Here is a 17,884-nt window from a genome sequence, read left to right as displayed (position 1 = left end):
CTATGCGATCCGTTTATAGGCAATACATTTATCGATCACGACATATTCCATCGCTCCCATAGCCATCAAATCACTTAGGATGTTACGGGCCGCATAATAATTGATATGGGCGATACGGCAAAATTGCTTTATGCTGATATAAGGATGCTCGTCGAGCCAAGAAAACAGGATCTCGACGGGCTTACTTATTTTCAGCAATGTACCTTCTTTGGTTTTCTGCTTCTTCCATGCTTGCATGAGGACTTCGTTCGCTAATATATTCTCGTCTGCAACCCGGATATAGGCCTTGTATTTATCGTCTTTATCCGGTGCCGTATGCGGTTTCTCATCGCTTGGGGCGATATAGACCTCCAATACGGTCTTCCCGTTGACATCCCAGCGCTTAGCTGTAAACGGCACCTCGGGATGCGTATACATTTTAGAAGCAGCCTCGATCATATAATATTCCTCCTCACTTCTCACACCGGAAATAGCGCCGTTATCCTTCACTCCAATCAGCAGCCGCCCGCCATCTGTATTCGCGAACGCACTCAATGTCCGGGCAATCTTCTTGCTGTCGCTCACCTCAAACTTGAAATCAAGTTGTTGATGTTCCCCTTGCTCTATAAGCGCTTCAATCGGATGTTTCTTCTTCATTTTGGCTTCTGTTTTGAGACACAAAATTAAAATAAATACCTAACTTTGGCAATCGAAAAAACAATAAACGATGTCTCAGATACCTGCGCTAATATCAGATCTTGCGGTCATACTCATATCCGCCGGGTTGGTTACCCTGTTATTCAAAAAGTTAAAGCAACCGGTCGTATTGGGGTATATCGTAGCCGGAATACTCGCCGGACCTTCCATCGAGCAAATACCGACAGTTACAGATGTGGAAAGTATCCGTATCTGGGCTGATATAGGCGTTATCTTCCTGTTATTCGCTTTGGGGCTCGATTTCAGTTTCAAGAAGTTGATGAAGGTGGGAGGAACCGCCGTCATTGGAGCCATAACCGTTGTTATAGGTATGATGACAGCGGGATATATCACGGGCTTATCACTGGGTTGGGGACATATGAACAGTCTTTTCCTCGGAGGTATGTTATCGATGTCTTCCACGACGATTATCTTCAAGGCATTCGACGACATGGGATTGCGTAACCAACGATTCGCCGGTGTCGTATTCGGTATCTTGGTGGTGGAGGATCTATTCGCCGTATTATTAATGGTATTACTTTCTACCGTAGCGGTAAGTAAACACGTGGAAGGCATGGAGATGCTGGATAGCGTGGTCAAATTAGGCATTTTCCTTTTATTCTGTTTCGTTGTCGGGATCTATTTGATCCCCTCTTTTCTGAAAAAGGCAAAAAGCTTCCTAAATGAGGAGACTCTGTTGATCGTGAGCATCGGGCTATGCCTTGGTATGGTTATGATCGCCACAAAAGCCGGATTCTCATCGGCTCTCGGAGCTTTTGTCATGGGTTCTATTTTGGCCGAGACCATTGACGCTGAACGGATCGAGCATTTGGTAAAACCCGTAAAAGACTTATTTGGAGCGATTTTCTTCGTGTCTGTAGGCATGTTAATCGATCCTCAGATGCTCTGGGAGTATAAAATCCCGATTTTCATTATCACGCTCGTAGTCATGGCCGGACAGATTTGTTTCGCCAGTTTCGGAGTATTACTGTCCGGACAACCGATAAAAATAGCCATCCAGTCTGGTTTCTCGTTAGCGCAGATCGGAGAATTCGCCTTCATCATCGCAGGTTTGGGACTATCATTAAACGTGACGGATCAATATCTGTATCCGATCGTTGTCGCCGTATCCGTGATCACGACATTCTTCACACCTTATATGATCCGGCTAGCGGAACCTACCTACAAATGGGCGGAGCGGATCATACCGGAGAATTGGAAACAGTTCTTGGAGCGATATTCATCCGGTTCCAATACGATCCGTCAAAAAAGCGCATGGAATAAGTTACTAAAAGCCTTGGTCCGCATCGTCGGTACTTATACCGCCGTCTGCCTAGTACTTATCTTTTTATGGCTACAAATCGTGACTCCGTTCATCTGTAAACATTTGCCCGGCATCCAAGGAAGTCTAATCTCCTTGATCTTAATCCTAGCTCTGATCTCCCCGATGTTGCGGGCGATCATGATGAAAAAGAATCATTCCGTGGAGTTCCAGCAATTATGGAACGATAATAAATATAACCGGGGTCCCCTAGTATCACTCGTGATCCTCAGAATCCTGCTCTGTATCGGTCTCGTCATGCTTCCTGTCGCACGGTTATTGAATGCTGCGCTAGGAATTATGCTGGCGGTCGCCTCCGCTGTTATCGTATTAATGATATTCTCCAAACGGCTAAAGAGGCAGTCGATCTTGATGGAACGGCATTTTTTCAGTAACCTTGTAGCGAGAGAAGTGGAGCAAGAGCGAAAAGCCCCGATTAACCAGCGTTTCGCGAACCACTTATTAGAACGAGATCTCCATTTAGCAGATTTCGAGGTGAAGCAGAATTCCCCCAGTATGGGAAAAAGCCTGAAAGAATTAAACTTCAGGCAAAAGTGCAACGTAAATATCGTAACGATTATCCGGGGAGAGAAGCGAATCAACATACCGGGAGGAGACGAGCGGCTCTACCCGTTCGATAAACTGGTAGTAGTTGGCGCAGATGATGATCTGGAGCACTTTAGGAAATATCTGGAGGAACGCTACAAGAAATCATACGCCGAGCAATCGAACACAAGAAAGGAAGAGATGAATATGGAGCAAATCATTATCTCGGAAGGTTCCCGATTGATCGGCCGCTCCATCATAGAGTCCGGTATCCGTGATAAAGCCGCTTGCTTGGTAATCGGTATCGAACGTGGAAGTAGCTCGATCAAGAATCCGCCTCCTAGTACGGTTTTCGAGGAAGGAGATATCGTATGGATCGTAGGCGAACGGGATAAGTTGATCCAGTTAAGCGAAGGAAAAGTAGTAACCAGTTAACAAAACGATATAGAATGATGAAGTTTATAGGAATTATTCCGGCGAGATACGCCTCTACCCGTTTTCCGGGGAAGCCATTAGCGGATATGAACGGAAAGCCCATGATACAACGTGTATATGAGCAAGTAAAGGATGTCTTAGACTCCGTTTGCGTAGCTACCGACGATATCCGGATAGAGAATGCGGTTAAAGCCTTCGGTGGCCAAGTCGTCATGACCTCCGATCAACATCGTAGCGGTACGGATCGTTGCTACGAGGCTTATCAGAAAATAGGCGAAGGGTATGATGTGATTGTCAATATCCAAGGTGACGAGCCTTTTATCCATCCCGAGCAAATCCAGACGATCAAAACCTGCTTCGCCGACGCAAACACGCAAATAGCGACATTGGTAAAGCCTTTCCGTTCGGACGATGATTTCGAGAGTACCCTATTCAATCCCAATTCCCCGAAAGTCGTACTCAACAAAAACAACGAGGCTATGTATTTCAGTCGATCTATTATTCCTTATATCCGGGGCAAGAAATATACGGAATGGTTGCCGAGTCATACCTTTTACAAACATATCGGGTTATATGCCTATCGTGCGCAAGTGCTGAAAGAAATCACCCAATTACCTCAATCCGCTTTAGAACTGGCGGAAAGCCTTGAGCAATTACGCTGGTTGGAAAACGGATATAAAATCAAGGTCGGCATCACAGAGCAAGAAACGATCGGTATAGATACACCGGAGGACATGGAGAAAGCCTTAGCCTTCCTTGCGAACCGCTGATCACTTACACTATTATTCAATGAATATAGTCAGAGTAGTACCAATAGGTGGAGGAATAACGTTCTCGTAATTCCTCCTTTGCTTTTCTACCCGATTTACAATGGATGTAATCTTGGTAATCCTCGATAACATCTTGAGGTATCTGATAACCGTCCACCTCCTCGTCCGAGCTTTTAGATAAGACTTGTACCAAAGCCTCCTCGTACAAACGGGGTACAACCTCAAATTTTCCTTTATAATAAGTATCGAACGCATTCTTAAAACTATTCAAATTCTCGTTCAGTAAATAATAGCACAACAAATAATCCAATGCCTGTTTATTTTCCGGATATTCCGCCACCAAACTTGACAGTACGCCCGGATAATCGGATATGGACATTAGTATGTCGTGCTCTCGCTCCCAATCACTTTTCCTCGGCAAACGTTTCTCCATCGACAAGGTCTCCTCACCCTTCAACTGTTCCTCCTTCGACCTTGCCCATGAGTGATAAAATAACGTCGCGTCCAATAGGTTCAGGTATTTTCTAGCCTCCTCAATATCCCCTCGCCGCATATCAATCTCCACCAGCCGCTTGATCTGCCGTACGCTTCTTTGTTTAGGGCTGAACAAGATTCCTTCGATCGCCCGGTGACGGGCCATATCCATATCTCCCAATTGATAATACACCTCATTACTGAAAAACACGGGAAGTATAGAAGACCTCAAATCGATCGGTAAGAACAAGGCGTCCGCCCCTCGTTGATAATGATCCATCAAATTCTGGGGCAACTCGTTCTTCTTGGAGAAAGCGATATTCCTATAATAACTTACCAAGATATCGGGAGAATCAAATCCGGCAGACAAATCCAAGACTCGCTCCCAATCACCCCTATAGATCGCTTGGTCTACTGCCAGAACCTTTTCCCGCTTCCGGTTCGTACCCGCTATAACAAATGAAAAGAATCCAAATACGACTAAAAAGGTAATAAGCAAGCTATGCCGGTTCAGACGTATCCTACGTATACTTTTAATCTCCAAAGCGAATATCTCTAGAATCAACGCTAAAGCGGGGAAATATACGCTCAAGCCATCCACATGGGAATATTTATAGGCCTCCTCAATGCTCAATCCATAAAAATGACGCATGAACAACGGATATAAATAACTCGATAACAAAAGAGAAAGCCAGAACCACCACCGTTTCCTATTCTTGGCTCCCTCATAGAATATCACCATCAAGGAGAAGACAAACAGCCGGCTACCGACCATGCTATAAATTATGGGAAGAAGTATAAAAGCCACCCAAACGGACGTTCTCTTATTCTTAATCCGGATGTATCCCAAGAAGAGCCATAGCACGAAAATCAACGTAAGCGTAGACGCTATACTATACGACAACCGGCAAATCAATCCCCACTCTAACGCTACCGGAAACAACGCATATATGGAGACCATATTACCATTCCCGAACTTGCGTAAAACCCGCATAGAGTAGTACCATAAGAGCAACAACACGCACGTCACGATTAACGGGCCTATCACAGTCAAATGGAAGAACTGTATCAAGAAATTCCCCACATAACAGCTCAACCAAGCCGGCTCATCCCAGAACGAGATAAAATAATCGGTGGTATACAAAAAAATCCTCATCTGCTCTTTGAAGAACAAATGGTTTGGGTAAATCCATTGAAAGAAAGCAAAGCATACTACGAAGAATATTCCCGCTATTACCCATTGAAGCGATCGTTCATTTTTTGTCATTGACAAAATCCCTTATTTATAACCTCCCTATTTCCTCAATATAGAAAAAATCAATTTCCTCATCAATCTTTTGAATACAAAACAATGCAAACAAACAAAAAGTTTTGAATAAATACAAATAAACAAATAGAATCATGATCAAGACGTCTTGTTTTTCAAGTAGAGGAGCCAAGATATACAAAAAAGTCCCTTTATCTACCAATAAGCAGATAAAGGGACCTTTTTCAAGGACAACAATTACTATTATCCTATCGTTTTTTCTTAGCCTCTTGTTGTTTACGCAACGTCTCCTGCTGTGCTCGTTGAGCCTCTTCCAGACGTTTCATGAAACTGGATTTCTTCATCGGTTTCCGTTTGTTTGCTTCCAACTTAGCTAACAATTTATCCTCATTGATCGTATAGCGGAAGATCAATGTCTGCACGATTGTGATCAACGTAGAGATGAAATAGTAATACGTCAAACCGGAAGCATACTGGTTGAAGAACACCAAGAACATCAACGGCATCATGTACATCATGGCCTTCATGCCCGGCATCTGTTGCTGCCCAGTATTCGTCATCTCCATATTATACTTGGTATAAAAAATATTCGTGATCGTCATCAACAAACAGAACAAACTGATGTGATTTCCGAAATACGGAGTGATGATCGGAATATATTTATTCCAACTAAAGATAGCGTCGTAAGTAGACAAGTCGTGCGCCCAAAGGAAACTCTGGTGACGTAACTCGATCGCCGACGGGAAGAACATGAATAAAGCGATTAAGATCGGCATCTGCAACAACATCGGCAAGCAACCACTCATCGGGCTCGCCCCCGCACGGCTATATAGCTCCATCGTCGCTTTCTGCCGTTCCATAGCCTTATCCTGTCCGGGATACTTAGCGTTGATCTCCTCCACTTGCGGACGCAATACACGCATCTTGGCGGACGACATATAAGACTTATACGTCAACGGGAAAAGGATGATCTTCACGATGATAGTCATCAAAAGAATTAAGATACCATAATTATGGATAAACTTACCCAAGAAGTCGAACAAGGGGATCACGAAATATTGGTTCACCCAGCGGAAGATACCCCAGCCTAGCGGAACCAACTTCTCCAGATCCAGTTGCTGCTCGGCAGAGACTCCCTTATCGAAGGACTTCAACAAGGCGAACTTATTCGGTCCGAAATAAAAGGACAGGTTCGTGGCCTCCTTACCTTGCAAGTCGAAAGGTACGGAAGCGGTCGTCTTGAATTGTTTCAACACATCCCCCTCCGGAATCGCTTTCGAGTCTAAGGTAGTAGCCTCAAAGCCCTCTTGCGAGATCAATACGGTAGAGAAGAACATATCCTTATAACCGATCCATTTCAAGCGGTTCGGGATCTGCTTGCTGTCACTCTTCGACTCGCTCAGGTGTTCCACGTCGTCCGCCATGAACTTGTAGTTCAAGGTCACGTAGCGATCCTCAAACTTACGTCCTTTTTCCTGTTGGCGGATATCCTGCTCCCACAACAAATCCAAGGCATTCGTGCTCGGTGCCAAGACACCGTTCAATCCCGTACCCAGAATCTGGTATTGCACCATATAATCATCCGGTTTCAAGGTATAGGTAAAATCCAGATGACTACCCTCGCCGGTGTTCAAACGCATGATCACGGAATTCGGGTCATTACCTTTAACCGGGGTAAAATACAAATCGCTCGTATTCACGACACGGTTCGTTGCCGTGACCAACGTGAAATTAAAATTAGACTCTTTCTCGTCGAACAAAACGAGAGGCTCGTCATTATACGTATCATACTCCTTCAAGCGTGCGTAACAAATACGTCCGCCCTTATTGCTGATACGCAGCTCGACCACGTCATTTTGCAGGGTCGTGTAATCTTCCGTGCCCACCATAGCGTCGCCGAATACGCCGAAGCTCTGCTGCAAACGTTGCGCCCGTACCGAGTCCGGCAGGTTCTCCAACGAATCCTCCACTAAAGCACTCTTGTTCTCTTGTTTCTGCAACTCCAGTTGCTGAGCATACTCAATCTTCGCAATTGAATCTTGGTAACGGCGCTGTGCCTCCAACTGCTCAGGCGTTGGCCGGTTGAACCAGCTAAACGCGAATAATACGACACCGATCAGCAGAAAACCTATTAATGTGTTTTTATCCATTTATCACCAATTATTTTTTATTTTCGATAGCAGCTTTCACGAAGCTGAGGAAAAGAGGATTCGGATTCACCACGGTACTGTTGTACTCCGGATGATATTGAACGCCCACGAACCATTTCAAGGCGGGGATCTCTACCACCTCTACCAGATTTGTCTCCGGATTCTCACCCGTACACATCATACCGGCGGCCTCGTATTGCTTCTTATACTCGTTGTTGAACTCGAAACGATGGCGATGACGCTCTTGGATATGCTCCTTGCCGTATGCCTCCAATACCTTGGAGCCCTCTTTCAGCATACAGTCGTAAGCGCCCAAACGCATGGAACCTCCCATATTGGTAACGTTCTTCTGCTCCTCCATCAAGTCGATCACCTTATGTGCCGTATTCGGCTCCATCTCCGTAGAGTTGGCATCCGCCAAACCTAACACGTCACGCGCAAACTCGATCACCATGCACTGCATACCCAAGCAGATGCCCAAGCAAGGGACATCATGCTCACGAGCGTATTTGATAGCGGCAAACTTGCCCTCGATACCTCTCTGCCCGAATCCGGGGGCGATCAAGATACCATCCATATCCTTCAATTGCTCGGCGGCGTTCTCGTTATTTAATTTCTCCGAATGGAACAAATGCAAATCCAGTTTATGATGATTGTAAATAGCGGCTTGCAACAAAGACTCGTCGATCGACTTATAAGCGTCTTGCAATTCCACGTATTTACCAACCAAACCGATCTTCACCGTATCCGTAGCCGTGCTCTTCAAGGCAAGGAATTCCTTCCAAGGCTTCAACTCCGGAGTCGGGCCGACTTCCATACCGACCTTACGCAAGACCACCTCGTCCATCTTCTGGCGTTGCAATACCAAAGGAACCTCGTAGATCGTCGGTACGTCGATCGACTGGATCACGGAATCCTCGGCCACGTTACAGAACAACGCCACCTTACGTAACAAGTTCGCGTTCAGCTCATGCTCCGTACGTAAAACCAACACGTCTGGCTGGATGCCTAACTCCTGCAATTGCTTCACGGAATGTTGCGTAGGCTTCGTCTTATACTCTTTCGCCGCCGCGATATAAGGCACATAAGTAAGATGTACGCAAAGGCAGTTCTTACCCAGCTCCCATTTCAACTGGCGAACGCTCTCTATGAAAGGCAGAGACTCGATATCACCCACCGTACCACCGATCTCGGTGATCACGAAGTCAAATTTATACTTGCTACCCAATAATTTCACGTTACGCTTGATCTCATCCGTGATATGAGGCACCACCTGCACCGTCTTACCCAGATAATCCCCCTTACGCTCCTTGTTGATCACGCTTTGATAGATACGTCCGGTAGTGATATTATTCGCACGGGTAGTCTGGACATTCAAGAAACGCTCGTAATGGCCCAAGTCCAAGTCAGCCTCATGTCCATCGACGGTCACGTAACATTCCCCATGTTCATAAGGGTTCAACGTACCCGGGTCGATGTTGATGTAAGGATCAAATTTTTGGATAGTAACCTTGTAACCTCTTGCTTGAAGGAGCTTACCTAAAGAAGCGGAAATAATACCCTTACCTAAGGAAGAGACCACGCCGCCTGTAACGAAAATGTACTTTGTATCTGCCACGATAGTAATATTTTAGTTATCTTTTTAATTGCACACCTGCATTTCGAAACCGCAAAGTTAGCGATTTTCATCGAGACATGCCAAATTTAATGTTTTTATTTCTCGCTGAATATCTCCAGAACTGACCCGGGCTTCGGCAGGACTCTTCCGATTCCCGACCCGAAGCCCGGCACTAAAGACAGTACTTCTCATGGAATTACTTCGGTACTACGCAGGAAGTACTGAAGTACTTTGAGCGAAGTATTCCAGTACTTCCAGCGGAGTACTGAGGCAAGTCCGTATAAGCCTCGTTAGACACACCTGCTTTGCCTCAGTGATCGTAACTTTTGCCCAGATAAATATCAAATCGTATGTTATATATCATTCTTTTTAGCTAATTTTGCGACCACTACAACTAATAGATGTAAATAAGGTATTATGATGATGAAGAGGCATGGTGTGTATGCGCTATTATTACTTTCACTAATTGGAGGCTCGGCATACAGTCAAGAGAACCAGCTAGTTACCGGAACGATAGTTCAACGTCCCGCACAGCAAGTCGTATCGGATGATACGATTCCCGCGATCAATCTTAGCGAAGAGGAATTAGACAACATCGTAGACATTCGTAAGCAATTCGAGAAGCAAAACAAGACTTACTCGGCGCCCTTGGCCCCAAGCACGAATTTACTGCGTTTCTTGAAGAAAGACGAGCTGGAAATCTCGGACGAGGCGATGTATTGGGCCCGTCTGGTACGAGACGCCTCCACGATTTTCGATAATACGATGACCTTCCGGGATACCGTGATCGTAAACCCTTTGTTCATGCCGATCGTTTTCCGGGGAGATTATTTACCCGAGAACTTGATATTCTACAACTTCGATTCGTTGAAGGAGAGGACTCCCTATGATAACCTATACCGGGCAGATTCCATTTTCAAAGATCTGGAACGAAACAAACAATTCGAGGAGATGGCTTACAAATATGTACAGAACAATTACCCGACTTATTTCCGCTACTCCGAGAGGGATCTGCCCAATGAGGTAATCAAACCTAAATTCATCAAGAAGAATATTTATGAGGACTTGCCGATCAAGGTGGAGGCTGATGCCAATTTTGAGGACGTAGACGCTCCCGCCCGCTTTATCCCGGAGCGGAGATACTGGATATCGGCCTTCGAGAGCGCCGTCCAATTCTCCCAGAACTACGTTTCGGAGAACTGGTATAAAGGTGGAAGTAGCAACTTGAACCTGTTCACCAAGAACAATTTAAAATACGACTATAAGAAAGATAAGGTACAAGTAACGAACGAACTGGAATTCAAAGCCAGCGTATATACGGCACCGAAGGATACCTTAAGGAACTATAAGATCGGTGACGACGTATTCCGTATACACAGCAACGTCGGCTACCAAGCGTTCAACAAATGGTACTATACGTTCGACGCTGAGTTCAAGACCCAGTTCTTCACCAACTACCAAGAGAACGAGCGCATCAAACAGGCCGCATTCCTAGCCCCGTTCTCTATCAACTTCGGTCTCGGTATGAAATACGAGCTGGAAAAACAATTTACCGACAAGCATAAGAAGATTAAATTCAGCACCAACTTGGCGCCGATCTCCTATACATATATGTATACGACACAAGAGATCGATTATAGCCGTCACGGTTTCAAGAAAAACGAGGAAACCGGTGAGTTCAATAACAAGCTAAGCCAAATAGGTTCCACGATCCGCACAGACCTCGCCTTCGATTTCAACCGTAACGTAAGCTGGCAATCCCGTCTTTATTTCTTTACCACTTACGGCGATCATACCATCGGGGAGTTCGAGAATACCTTGGTTCTGGCCATCAGCCGCTTTTTCTCCACACGTATCTATTTTCACCTTAGATACGACGATGGAGTGGAAAAAACAGAGGATAACAAGAGTTATTTCCAGCTTAATGAGTTGTTAAGTTTCGGTTTTAATTACAAATGGTAAGCTAGGATTTAAGATTTCGAATAATAAACTTTGTTAATCGTGACATAGTTTCTAAATTATACTTACTTTTGCCTTGATTTTGCAATGTCGAGATTACAAATATGAGCGAAAGTATAAATCATACAGGATTTGTAGAGAAGATCGATGGCGACACCGTCTTCGTCCGCATTACCCAACAATCCGCATGCTCGGGATGCCACGCACAGTCTATGTGCTCGGCATCCGAGAAAAAGGATAAGATCATTGAGATACCCGATCGGTCGGGACGGTTTCACGTAAACGAGGAAGTGATAATATGCGGACAAAATTCCATGGGACTTCAGGCCGTATTGCTGGCATTTGTCATTCCTTTGGTGATAGTCGTGGGGGCCATCGTAATCGGGACGAATCTACAATGGGACGAGACCACGAGCGGGTTAACCGGTTTATCGCTTTTACTGCCTTATTACTGTATACTATACTTAATGCGTGACAAACTAAAAAGACGATTTATATTTACTTTGAAAAAACTTAATTGATAATATATCATGATTTTAATTGCCGTTATTTCATTAGGAGCAATCGGGGCGGTCGGAGCGGTTTTCCTCTACGCTGCTTCCAAGAAATTTGAAGTCTACGAAGATCCTCGCATCGCACAAGTACAGGAAGTCCTTCCCGGGGCGAACTGTGGAGGTTGCGGTTATCCGGGTTGCGCCGGATTCGCAGGCGCTTGCGTAAAAGCTGACTCATTAGACGGATTGCTCTGCCCCGTTGGTGGTGGCCCGGTCATGGCCAAGGTCGCTACAATACTGGGTAAAGAGGCGGGTACAGCCGAACCCATGGTAGCCGTTGTCCGTTGCAACGGAACTTGTCAGGCCCGCCCACGTACAAACTCTTATGATGGAACGAAAAGTTGCGCCATCGCCTCTACCCTTTACGGAGGCGAGACGAATTGTTCTTTCGGTTGCCTAGGTTATGGCGACTGCGTGAACGCCTGCGCTTTCGACGCCATCCACATCAACCCGGCTACGGGAATCGCCGAGGTAGACGAGGAAAAATGTACTTCCTGTGGTGCTTGTGTGAAGGCTTGCCCGAAGAATATCATCGAGCTAAGAAAGAAAGGACCTAAATCACGCCGGATTTACGTGTCTTGCGTAAATAAGGACAAGGGAGCCGCCGCTCGCAAGGCTTGTGCCAACGCTTGTATCGGCTGTGGCAAATGTGCCAAGGAATGTCCGTTCGAGGCAATCACCGTAACAAATAACGTAGCTTATATCGATTATACGAAGTGTCGTTTATGCCGCAAATGCGTGGCTGTATGTCCGACAGGAGCTATTCATGAGCTGAATTTCCCTCCTCGCAAGGAAGCCGCTCCCGCTCCGAAAGCGGAGACCGTGAAACCGGCGCCGAAGGCAGAGGCTACCGTGAAACCGGAAGCCACACCGAAAGCTACAAGTGAAGAAAAAACAAATCTAAATTAAAATCTAATAGTATGCTAAGGACATTTCGAATCGGAGGTATACATCCCCCCGAGAATAAACTGTCTGCCGGTAAGAAAATTACGGCTCTCGCTACGCCTAAACAGGTGATTATCCCCCTCAGCCAGCATATCGGTGCCCCAGCGCAGGCCGTGGTGAAGAAAGGGGATCTGGTAAAGGTGGGTACATTGCTAGCCAAGGCGGGTGGTTTCGTATCAGCGAACATCCACTCTTCCGTATCCGGCAAAGTGAACAAGATAGATAACGCTCTCGACGCTAGCGGATACAAACGTCCCGCTATCTATATAGATGTGGAAGGTGATGAATGGGAAGAGACGATCGACCGCAGCGAGACCTTAGTGAAGGAGTGCACGCTGTCTTCCAAGGAAATCGTGGATAAGATCGCCGCTTCCGGTATCGTCGGTCTGGGTGGAGCAACTTTCCCTACGCAGGTGAAATTGATGCCGCCTCCCGGAAACAAGGCAGAGATCGTAATCATCAACGCCGTGGAGTGTGAGCCTTATCTTACTTCCGACCATTCGTTGATGCTGGAGAAAGGCGAGCAAATCCTAGTCGGTGTCACGATCCTAATGAAAGCGGTCAACGTGAACAAGGCCGTGATCGGTATCGAGAATAACAAGCCGGACGCTATCGCCCATCTGCAAAAGTTGGCGGTAAATTATAAAGGTATAGAGATCATGCCGCTTAAGGTACAATATCCGCAAGGAGGCGAGAAACAATTGATCGACGCCGTTATTCGCCGTCAGGTAAAAAGTGGTGCGCTTCCTATCTCGGCGGGTGCCGTGGTACAGAACGTAGGAACTGCTTATGCCGTTTACGAGGCGGTACAAAAGAATAAACCGTTGTTCGAGCGTGTGGTGACGATCACGGGTAAGGCGGTAGCTAATCCTTCCAATTTCTTGGTTCGTATGGGAACACCGATCAGTTGCTTGATCGAGGCCGCAGGTGGCCTGCCCGAGAATACGGGTAAGATTATCGGTGGCGGACCGATGATGGGTAAAGCGTTGATCAGCGCCGAGGTGCCGGTTTGCAAAGGAAGCTCCGGTGTTTTATTACTGACGACGGAGGAATCTGTCCGCAAGCCGATCCGGGATTGCATCCGTTGCGCCAAATGCGTAGGTGTCTGCCCGATGGGATTGAACCCTACCCTATTGATGAACGCCACGGAATTCCAGAATTGGGAATTGGCGGAGAAGAACTATATCACCGACTGTATCGAGTGCGGGTCGTGTAGTTATACCTGTCCGGCCAACCGTCCGTTGCTGGATCAGATCCGGTTGGGTAAAGGAAAAGTTATGGGTATTATCCGGTCTAGAAAGTCATAAAACAAGAGCAACATGGAAAATAATTTATACGTATCGCCCTCGCCCCACATCCATGGTGGCGACAGCATAAGCAAAAATATGTATGGTGTACTGATTGCCCTTATCCCGGCTTTCTTGGTATCCCTTTATTTCTTCGGTCTGGGAGCGTTGATCGTTACGGTCGTATCGGTTCTGGCCTGTATGATATTCGAGTATTTGATCCAGCGATTCCTGATGAAAAAGGAACCGACCCTTTGCGATGGCTCCGCTATCCTGACGGGTGTATTGCTGGCCTTCAACCTACCTTCCAACCTTCCGGTCTGGATCATTATTATCGGAGCGTTGGCGGCGATCGGCATCGGCAAGATGTCTTTCGGTGGATTAGGTAATAATATTTTCAATCCGGCGTTGGTCGGACGTGTATTCTTATTGATCTCCTTCCCGGCGCAGATGACGACTTGGCCGGTGGTAGATGCCTTGAACGTTTTCCCGATGACTTATACGGACGCCCAGACCGGCGCGACGGTACTGTCGTTGATGAACGAGGGCGTGACCGAGCTTCCGTCTTACGGGAATATGCTTGTAGGGGCTATGGGAGGTAGTCTCGGTGAAGTGAGCGCCCTGGCCTTGATCCTCGGTCTTTTATTCATGCTATGGAAAAAGATCATCACTTGGCAGATCCCGGTATCCATCTTGGCTACCGTATTCGTATTCACGGGCATCATGCACTTGGTGAATCCGGTACAATACGCCAGCCCGTTCGTTCATTTATTATCCGGTGGTTTGTTATTAGGCTCCATCTTTATGGCGACCGACTACGTAACCTCGCCGATGAGCAAGAACGGAATGCTTGTCTACGGCGTGGGAATCGGAATCCTTACCACGGTGATCCGTTTGTTCGGGTCTTACCCGGAAGGTATGTCGTTCGCTATCCTGATCATGAACGCATTTACTCCGCTAATCAACAGCTATATCAAACCTAAACATTTCGGAGGAAAGTAAGCATGGCAAAATTAAAATCAACATTACCCAATATGCTCCTTTCACTAACAGGCATTTGCTTGGTAGCAGGGGCGATCCTAGCCGGAGTGAACCAGTTTACCGCCGGCCCTATAGCGGTAGCCAAAGCGACCGCCTTGGAGGAAGCGATTAAAGCCGTTGCTCCCGAGTTCGACAACAAACCGACTGAGGACGTCTATATGGCCGTCTCCTCCGATGGTGATTCCCTCAAGATTTATCCTGCCAAGAAAGGCGGACAAGTCGTTGGCGGAGCTGTAGAGAGTAATACGAAAAAAGGCTTTAGCGGTGAGATACGGGTTATCGTAGGTTTCGATATGGATGGCAAGATCTTGAACTATTCCGTATTGCAACACGCCGAGACTCCGGGCTTGGGAGCCAAGATGCAAGAATGGTTCCGTGCGGACAAGAACAAGCAAAGTGTCTTGGGACGTACGATTCCGGACGGAGGCTTAAAAGTAACAAAAGATGGTGGCGATGTGGACGCTATCACGGCAGCGACAATCTCCAGCCGTGCGTTCCTCGATGCCGTGAACCGTGCGTATAGCGCATTCGCTGGCGTAGACGGACTAACGGGTGCCACTTCAACTGATAACAAATAAAAAGGGAGGACAGAACAATGAGTAATCTAAAAATATTGATGAATGGTATCATCACGGAGAACCCGACATTTGTATTACTGTTAGGTATGTGTCCTACCTTGGGAACGACCTCTTCGGCCATCAACGGCATGAGTATGGGATTGGCTACGATGTTCGTATTGATTTGCTCGAATATCGTGATTTCCGCCTTGAAAAACGTAATCCCCGACTTGGTGCGTATCCCGGGATATATCGTTGTGATCGCGACGTTCGTGACCGTAGTGCAGATGTGCATGGAAGCGTTCGTCCCGGCTTTATACGCTAGCTTGGGATTATTTATCCCGTTGATCGTGGTAAACTGTATCGTACTAGGACGTGCCGAGGCTTTCGCTGCGAAGAACGGCGTAGTCCCATCCGCTTTCGACGGAATCGGTATCGGACTGGGCTTTACGATGGCTCTTACGCTGCTGGGCGCTTGCCGTGAGTTCTTGGGAACCGGTAAGTTATTCAACGTAACCTTGATGCCCGAGGAATATGGTTCGCTGATCTTCGTATTGGCTCCGGGAGCGTTTATCGCCTTGGGTTATCTGGTAGCAATAGTAAACAAACTGCGTAAAGCATAATAAACGGATCATATGGAATATATATTGATATTTATCGCCGCCGTATTCGTTAATAACGTTGTACTGGCACAGTTCTTGGGAATTTGTCCGTTCTTGGGGGTATCTAAGAAAGTGGAGACTGCCGCAGGCATGGGAGCCGCCGTTACGTTCGTGCTTACGATCGCCACGATTGTTACATTCCTCGTGCAAAAATACATATTGGACGCTTTCGGATTAGGGTTCATGCAGACGATCAGTTTCATCTTGATCATCGCCGCCTTGGTTCAGATGGTGGAAATCATATTGAAGAAGGTCTCTCCCGCCCTTTACCAGGCGTTGGGCGTATTCCTTCCGTTGATCACCACGAACTGCTGTATCTTGGGTGTGGCGATCCTTGTAATCCAAAAAGAGTATAATTTATTAGAATCTGTGGTATATGCTATCTCGACCGCTATTGGATTTGCGCTAGCTTTGATTATCTTCGCGGGTATTCGGGAGCAACTAGCCATGACGCATGTTCCGGAAGGCATGAAAGGCACTCCTATCGCCTTGATAACGGCCGGTTTGCTAGCTATGGCTTTTATGGGATTCTCGGGTATCGTATAACAAACTTATCTAAATGAACACTAGAATGAAAAAGAAGATTTTAGTAGCGGGCGGAACCGGTTATATCGGCTCACACACCACAGTAGAATTGCAGAACGCCGGATATGAGGTAGTCATTATCGACGATTTGTCAAACTCGAATATCGAGGTGCTCGATGGTATCGAGAAAATCACGGGCATCCGTCCGGAGTTTATCCAATTGGATCTAAAGGATAAGGAAGGTACTCGCAAGGCATTGGAAGCTCATCCGGGCATCAAAGGCATTATCTTGTTCGCCGCTAGCAAGGCGGTAGGAGAATCCGTACAGCAGCCTTTGAAGTATTATCGCAATAATATTGTCACTTTGGTGAACTTGTTGGAGATGATGCCTGAATTCAATATCGAAGGTATCGTATTCTCTTCCTCTTGTACGGTATACGGACAACCGGATCCGGAGAACTTGCCGGTAACCGAGAATGCCCCGATCAAACCCGCTATGTCTCCTTATGGAAACACGAAGCAGATCAACGAGGAGATTATCCGGGATACGATCCATGCGGGAGCGCCTTTCAAGAGTATCATCTTGCGCTACTTCAACCCGATAGGCGCTCACCCAAGCGCAGAGATCGGCGAGTTGCCAAATGGTGTTCCCCAGAACTTGATCCCGTACTTGACACAGACGGCTATGGGTATCCGCAAGGAATTAAGCGTATTCGGCGATGATTATGATACGGCAGACGGCTCTTGCATCCGTGACTATATCAATGTCGTAGACTTGGCGAAAGCGCATGTAATCGCTATGGACCGTATGCTTGAGAATAAGTCTGATGAGCATATCGAGATATTCAACCTAGGTACCGGCAATGGTGTTTCTGTCCTTGAACTGATCAATACCTTCGAGCAGACAACAGGCGTTAAGGTTCCGCACAAGATCGTGGGCCGTCGTGAAGGTGATATCGAGAAGGTATGGGCCAATCCGGAGCACGCGAATAAGGTATTAGGCTGGACCGCCAAGGAGACTTTAGCCGACACCCTGCAATCCGCATGGAACTGGCAGAAACGTTTGAGAGAACGTGGCATCCAGTAAATAACACAAAAA

15 protein-coding genes are annotated in these 17,884 nt (G+C 46.6%); 11 read left to right on the top strand and 4 right to left on the bottom strand.

What is annotated here, in order from left to right:
• Nucleotides 1–636, bottom strand: coding sequence for a helix-turn-helix domain-containing protein (locus tag HMPREF0999_RS15285; protein ID WP_005855682.1), 636 nt, complete (start codon nt 634–636; stop codon nt 1–3).
• Between the two features lie 70 nt (nt 637–706).
• Between HMPREF0999_RS15285 and HMPREF0999_RS15280 the strand changes: the two genes are divergently transcribed.
• Nucleotides 707–2,977 carry a cation:proton antiporter gene (locus HMPREF0999_RS15280; RefSeq protein ID WP_008780950.1) on the top strand — a complete coding sequence of 757 codons (2,271 nt, stop codon included), beginning with the start codon at nt 707–709 and terminating at the stop codon, nt 2,975–2,977.
• A 17-nt stretch (nt 2,978–2,994) separates the two neighbouring features.
• A complete protein-coding gene (gene kdsB, locus HMPREF0999_RS15275; protein ID WP_005865386.1) occupies nt 2,995–3,747 on the top strand; it encodes a 3-deoxy-manno-octulosonate cytidylyltransferase in 753 nt (250 codons plus the stop codon).
• 16 nt (nt 3,748–3,763) lie between these two features.
• On the opposite strand, the gene HMPREF0999_RS15270 is transcribed toward kdsB, so the two are convergent.
• The 3 genes from HMPREF0999_RS15270 to HMPREF0999_RS15255 form a co-directional block, all read right to left on the bottom strand.
• Nucleotides 3,764–5,488, bottom strand: coding sequence for a DUF6057 family protein (locus HMPREF0999_RS15270; protein ID WP_009276308.1), 1,725 nt, complete (start codon nt 5,486–5,488; stop codon nt 3,764–3,766).
• A 248-nt stretch (nt 5,489–5,736) separates the two neighbouring features.
• The gene (gene yidC / locus HMPREF0999_RS15260; RefSeq protein ID WP_009276307.1) at nt 5,737–7,638 is read right to left on the bottom strand and encodes a membrane protein insertase YidC; all 1,902 of its coding nucleotides are present in this window, start codon (nt 7,636–7,638) and stop codon (nt 5,737–5,739) included.
• Between the two features lie 10 nt (nt 7,639–7,648).
• The gene (locus tag HMPREF0999_RS15255; protein WP_005855672.1) at nt 7,649–9,256 is read right to left on the bottom strand and encodes a CTP synthase; all 1,608 of its coding nucleotides are present in this window, start codon (nt 9,254–9,256) and stop codon (nt 7,649–7,651) included.
• A 417-nt stretch (nt 9,257–9,673) separates the two neighbouring features.
• On the opposite strand from HMPREF0999_RS15255, the gene HMPREF0999_RS15250 reads away from it, so the two are divergent.
• The 9 genes from HMPREF0999_RS15250 to galE all read left to right on the top strand — a co-directional run bounded on the left by HMPREF0999_RS15250 (nt 9,674) and on the right by galE (nt 17,872).
• Nucleotides 9,674–11,218: a DUF3078 domain-containing protein gene (locus tag HMPREF0999_RS15250; protein WP_010184649.1), complete on the top strand. Its 1,545-nt coding sequence runs from the start codon at nt 9,674–9,676 to the stop codon at nt 11,216–11,218.
• Between the two features lie 101 nt (nt 11,219–11,319).
• Complete coding sequence (locus tag HMPREF0999_RS15245) at nt 11,320–11,736, top strand: SoxR reducing system RseC family protein (RefSeq protein WP_009276305.1); 417 nt, start codon at nt 11,320–11,322, stop codon at nt 11,734–11,736.
• Between the two features lie 9 nt (nt 11,737–11,745).
• Complete coding sequence (locus tag HMPREF0999_RS15240; RefSeq protein WP_005855666.1) at nt 11,746–12,678, top strand: Fe-S cluster domain-containing protein; 933 nt, start codon at nt 11,746–11,748, stop codon at nt 12,676–12,678.
• A gap of 11 nt (nt 12,679–12,689) precedes the next feature.
• On the top strand, nt 12,690–14,021 hold the full coding sequence (gene rsxC / locus HMPREF0999_RS15235; RefSeq protein WP_005855665.1) for an electron transport complex subunit RsxC: 1,332 nt from the start codon (nt 12,690–12,692) through the stop codon (nt 14,019–14,021).
• Nucleotides 14,022–14,033: 12 nt separating this feature from the next.
• Nucleotides 14,034–15,002: an RnfABCDGE type electron transport complex subunit D gene (locus HMPREF0999_RS15230; RefSeq protein ID WP_008780943.1), complete on the top strand. Its 969-nt coding sequence runs from the start codon at nt 14,034–14,036 to the stop codon at nt 15,000–15,002.
• 2 nt (nt 15,003–15,004) lie between these two features.
• A complete protein-coding gene (locus HMPREF0999_RS15225; protein WP_008771710.1) occupies nt 15,005–15,619 on the top strand; it encodes an RnfABCDGE type electron transport complex subunit G in 615 nt (204 codons plus the stop codon).
• A gap of 17 nt (nt 15,620–15,636) precedes the next feature.
• Complete coding sequence (locus HMPREF0999_RS15220) at nt 15,637–16,221, top strand: RnfABCDGE type electron transport complex subunit E (RefSeq protein ID WP_005855661.1); 585 nt, start codon at nt 15,637–15,639, stop codon at nt 16,219–16,221.
• A 12-nt stretch (nt 16,222–16,233) separates the two neighbouring features.
• The gene (gene rsxA, locus HMPREF0999_RS15215; protein ID WP_005855659.1) at nt 16,234–16,806 is read left to right on the top strand and encodes an electron transport complex subunit RsxA; all 573 of its coding nucleotides are present in this window, start codon (nt 16,234–16,236) and stop codon (nt 16,804–16,806) included.
• A gap of 25 nt (nt 16,807–16,831) precedes the next feature.
• A complete protein-coding gene (gene galE / locus HMPREF0999_RS15210) occupies nt 16,832–17,872 on the top strand; it encodes a UDP-glucose 4-epimerase GalE (protein WP_005855657.1) in 1,041 nt (346 codons plus the stop codon).
• Nucleotides 17,873–17,884 lie beyond the last annotated feature (12 nt).

Origin of the sequence: Parabacteroides sp. D25, from assembly GCF_000307475.1 — a bacterium.
Lineage (GTDB): Bacteria > Bacteroidota > Bacteroidia > Bacteroidales > Tannerellaceae > Parabacteroides > Parabacteroides distasonis.
This window is presented reverse-complemented; position numbering and strand designations above follow the sequence as displayed.

What these genes read in the sequence shown, in the direction of transcription:
- HMPREF0999_RS15285 (WP_005855682.1), bottom strand. Translation starts at nt 636, where the DNA reads ATGAAGAAGAAACATCCGATTGAAGCGCTTATAGAGCAAGGGGAACAT.
- HMPREF0999_RS15280 (WP_008780950.1), top strand. Translation starts at nt 707, where the DNA reads ATGTCTCAGATACCTGCGCTAATATCAGATCTTGCGGTCATACTCATA.
- kdsB (WP_005865386.1), top strand. Translation starts at nt 2,995, where the DNA reads ATGAAGTTTATAGGAATTATTCCGGCGAGATACGCCTCTACCCGTTTT.
- HMPREF0999_RS15270 (WP_009276308.1), bottom strand. Translation starts at nt 5,488, where the DNA reads ATGACAAAAAATGAACGATCGCTTCAATGGGTAATAGCGGGAATATTC.
- yidC (WP_009276307.1), bottom strand. Translation starts at nt 7,638, where the DNA reads ATGGATAAAAACACATTAATAGGTTTTCTGCTGATCGGTGTCGTATTA.
- HMPREF0999_RS15250 (WP_010184649.1), top strand. Translation starts at nt 9,674, where the DNA reads ATGATGATGAAGAGGCATGGTGTGTATGCGCTATTATTACTTTCACTA.
- HMPREF0999_RS15245 (WP_009276305.1), top strand. Translation starts at nt 11,320, where the DNA reads ATGAGCGAAAGTATAAATCATACAGGATTTGTAGAGAAGATCGATGGC.
- HMPREF0999_RS15240 (WP_005855666.1), top strand. Translation starts at nt 11,746, where the DNA reads ATGATTTTAATTGCCGTTATTTCATTAGGAGCAATCGGGGCGGTCGGA.
- rsxC (WP_005855665.1), top strand. Translation starts at nt 12,690, where the DNA reads ATGCTAAGGACATTTCGAATCGGAGGTATACATCCCCCCGAGAATAAA.
- HMPREF0999_RS15230 (WP_008780943.1), top strand. Translation starts at nt 14,034, where the DNA reads ATGGAAAATAATTTATACGTATCGCCCTCGCCCCACATCCATGGTGGC.
- HMPREF0999_RS15225 (WP_008771710.1), top strand. Translation starts at nt 15,005, where the DNA reads ATGGCAAAATTAAAATCAACATTACCCAATATGCTCCTTTCACTAACA.
- HMPREF0999_RS15220 (WP_005855661.1), top strand. Translation starts at nt 15,637, where the DNA reads ATGAGTAATCTAAAAATATTGATGAATGGTATCATCACGGAGAACCCG.
- rsxA (WP_005855659.1), top strand. Translation starts at nt 16,234, where the DNA reads ATGGAATATATATTGATATTTATCGCCGCCGTATTCGTTAATAACGTT.
- galE (WP_005855657.1), top strand. Translation starts at nt 16,832, where the DNA reads ATGAAAAAGAAGATTTTAGTAGCGGGCGGAACCGGTTATATCGGCTCA.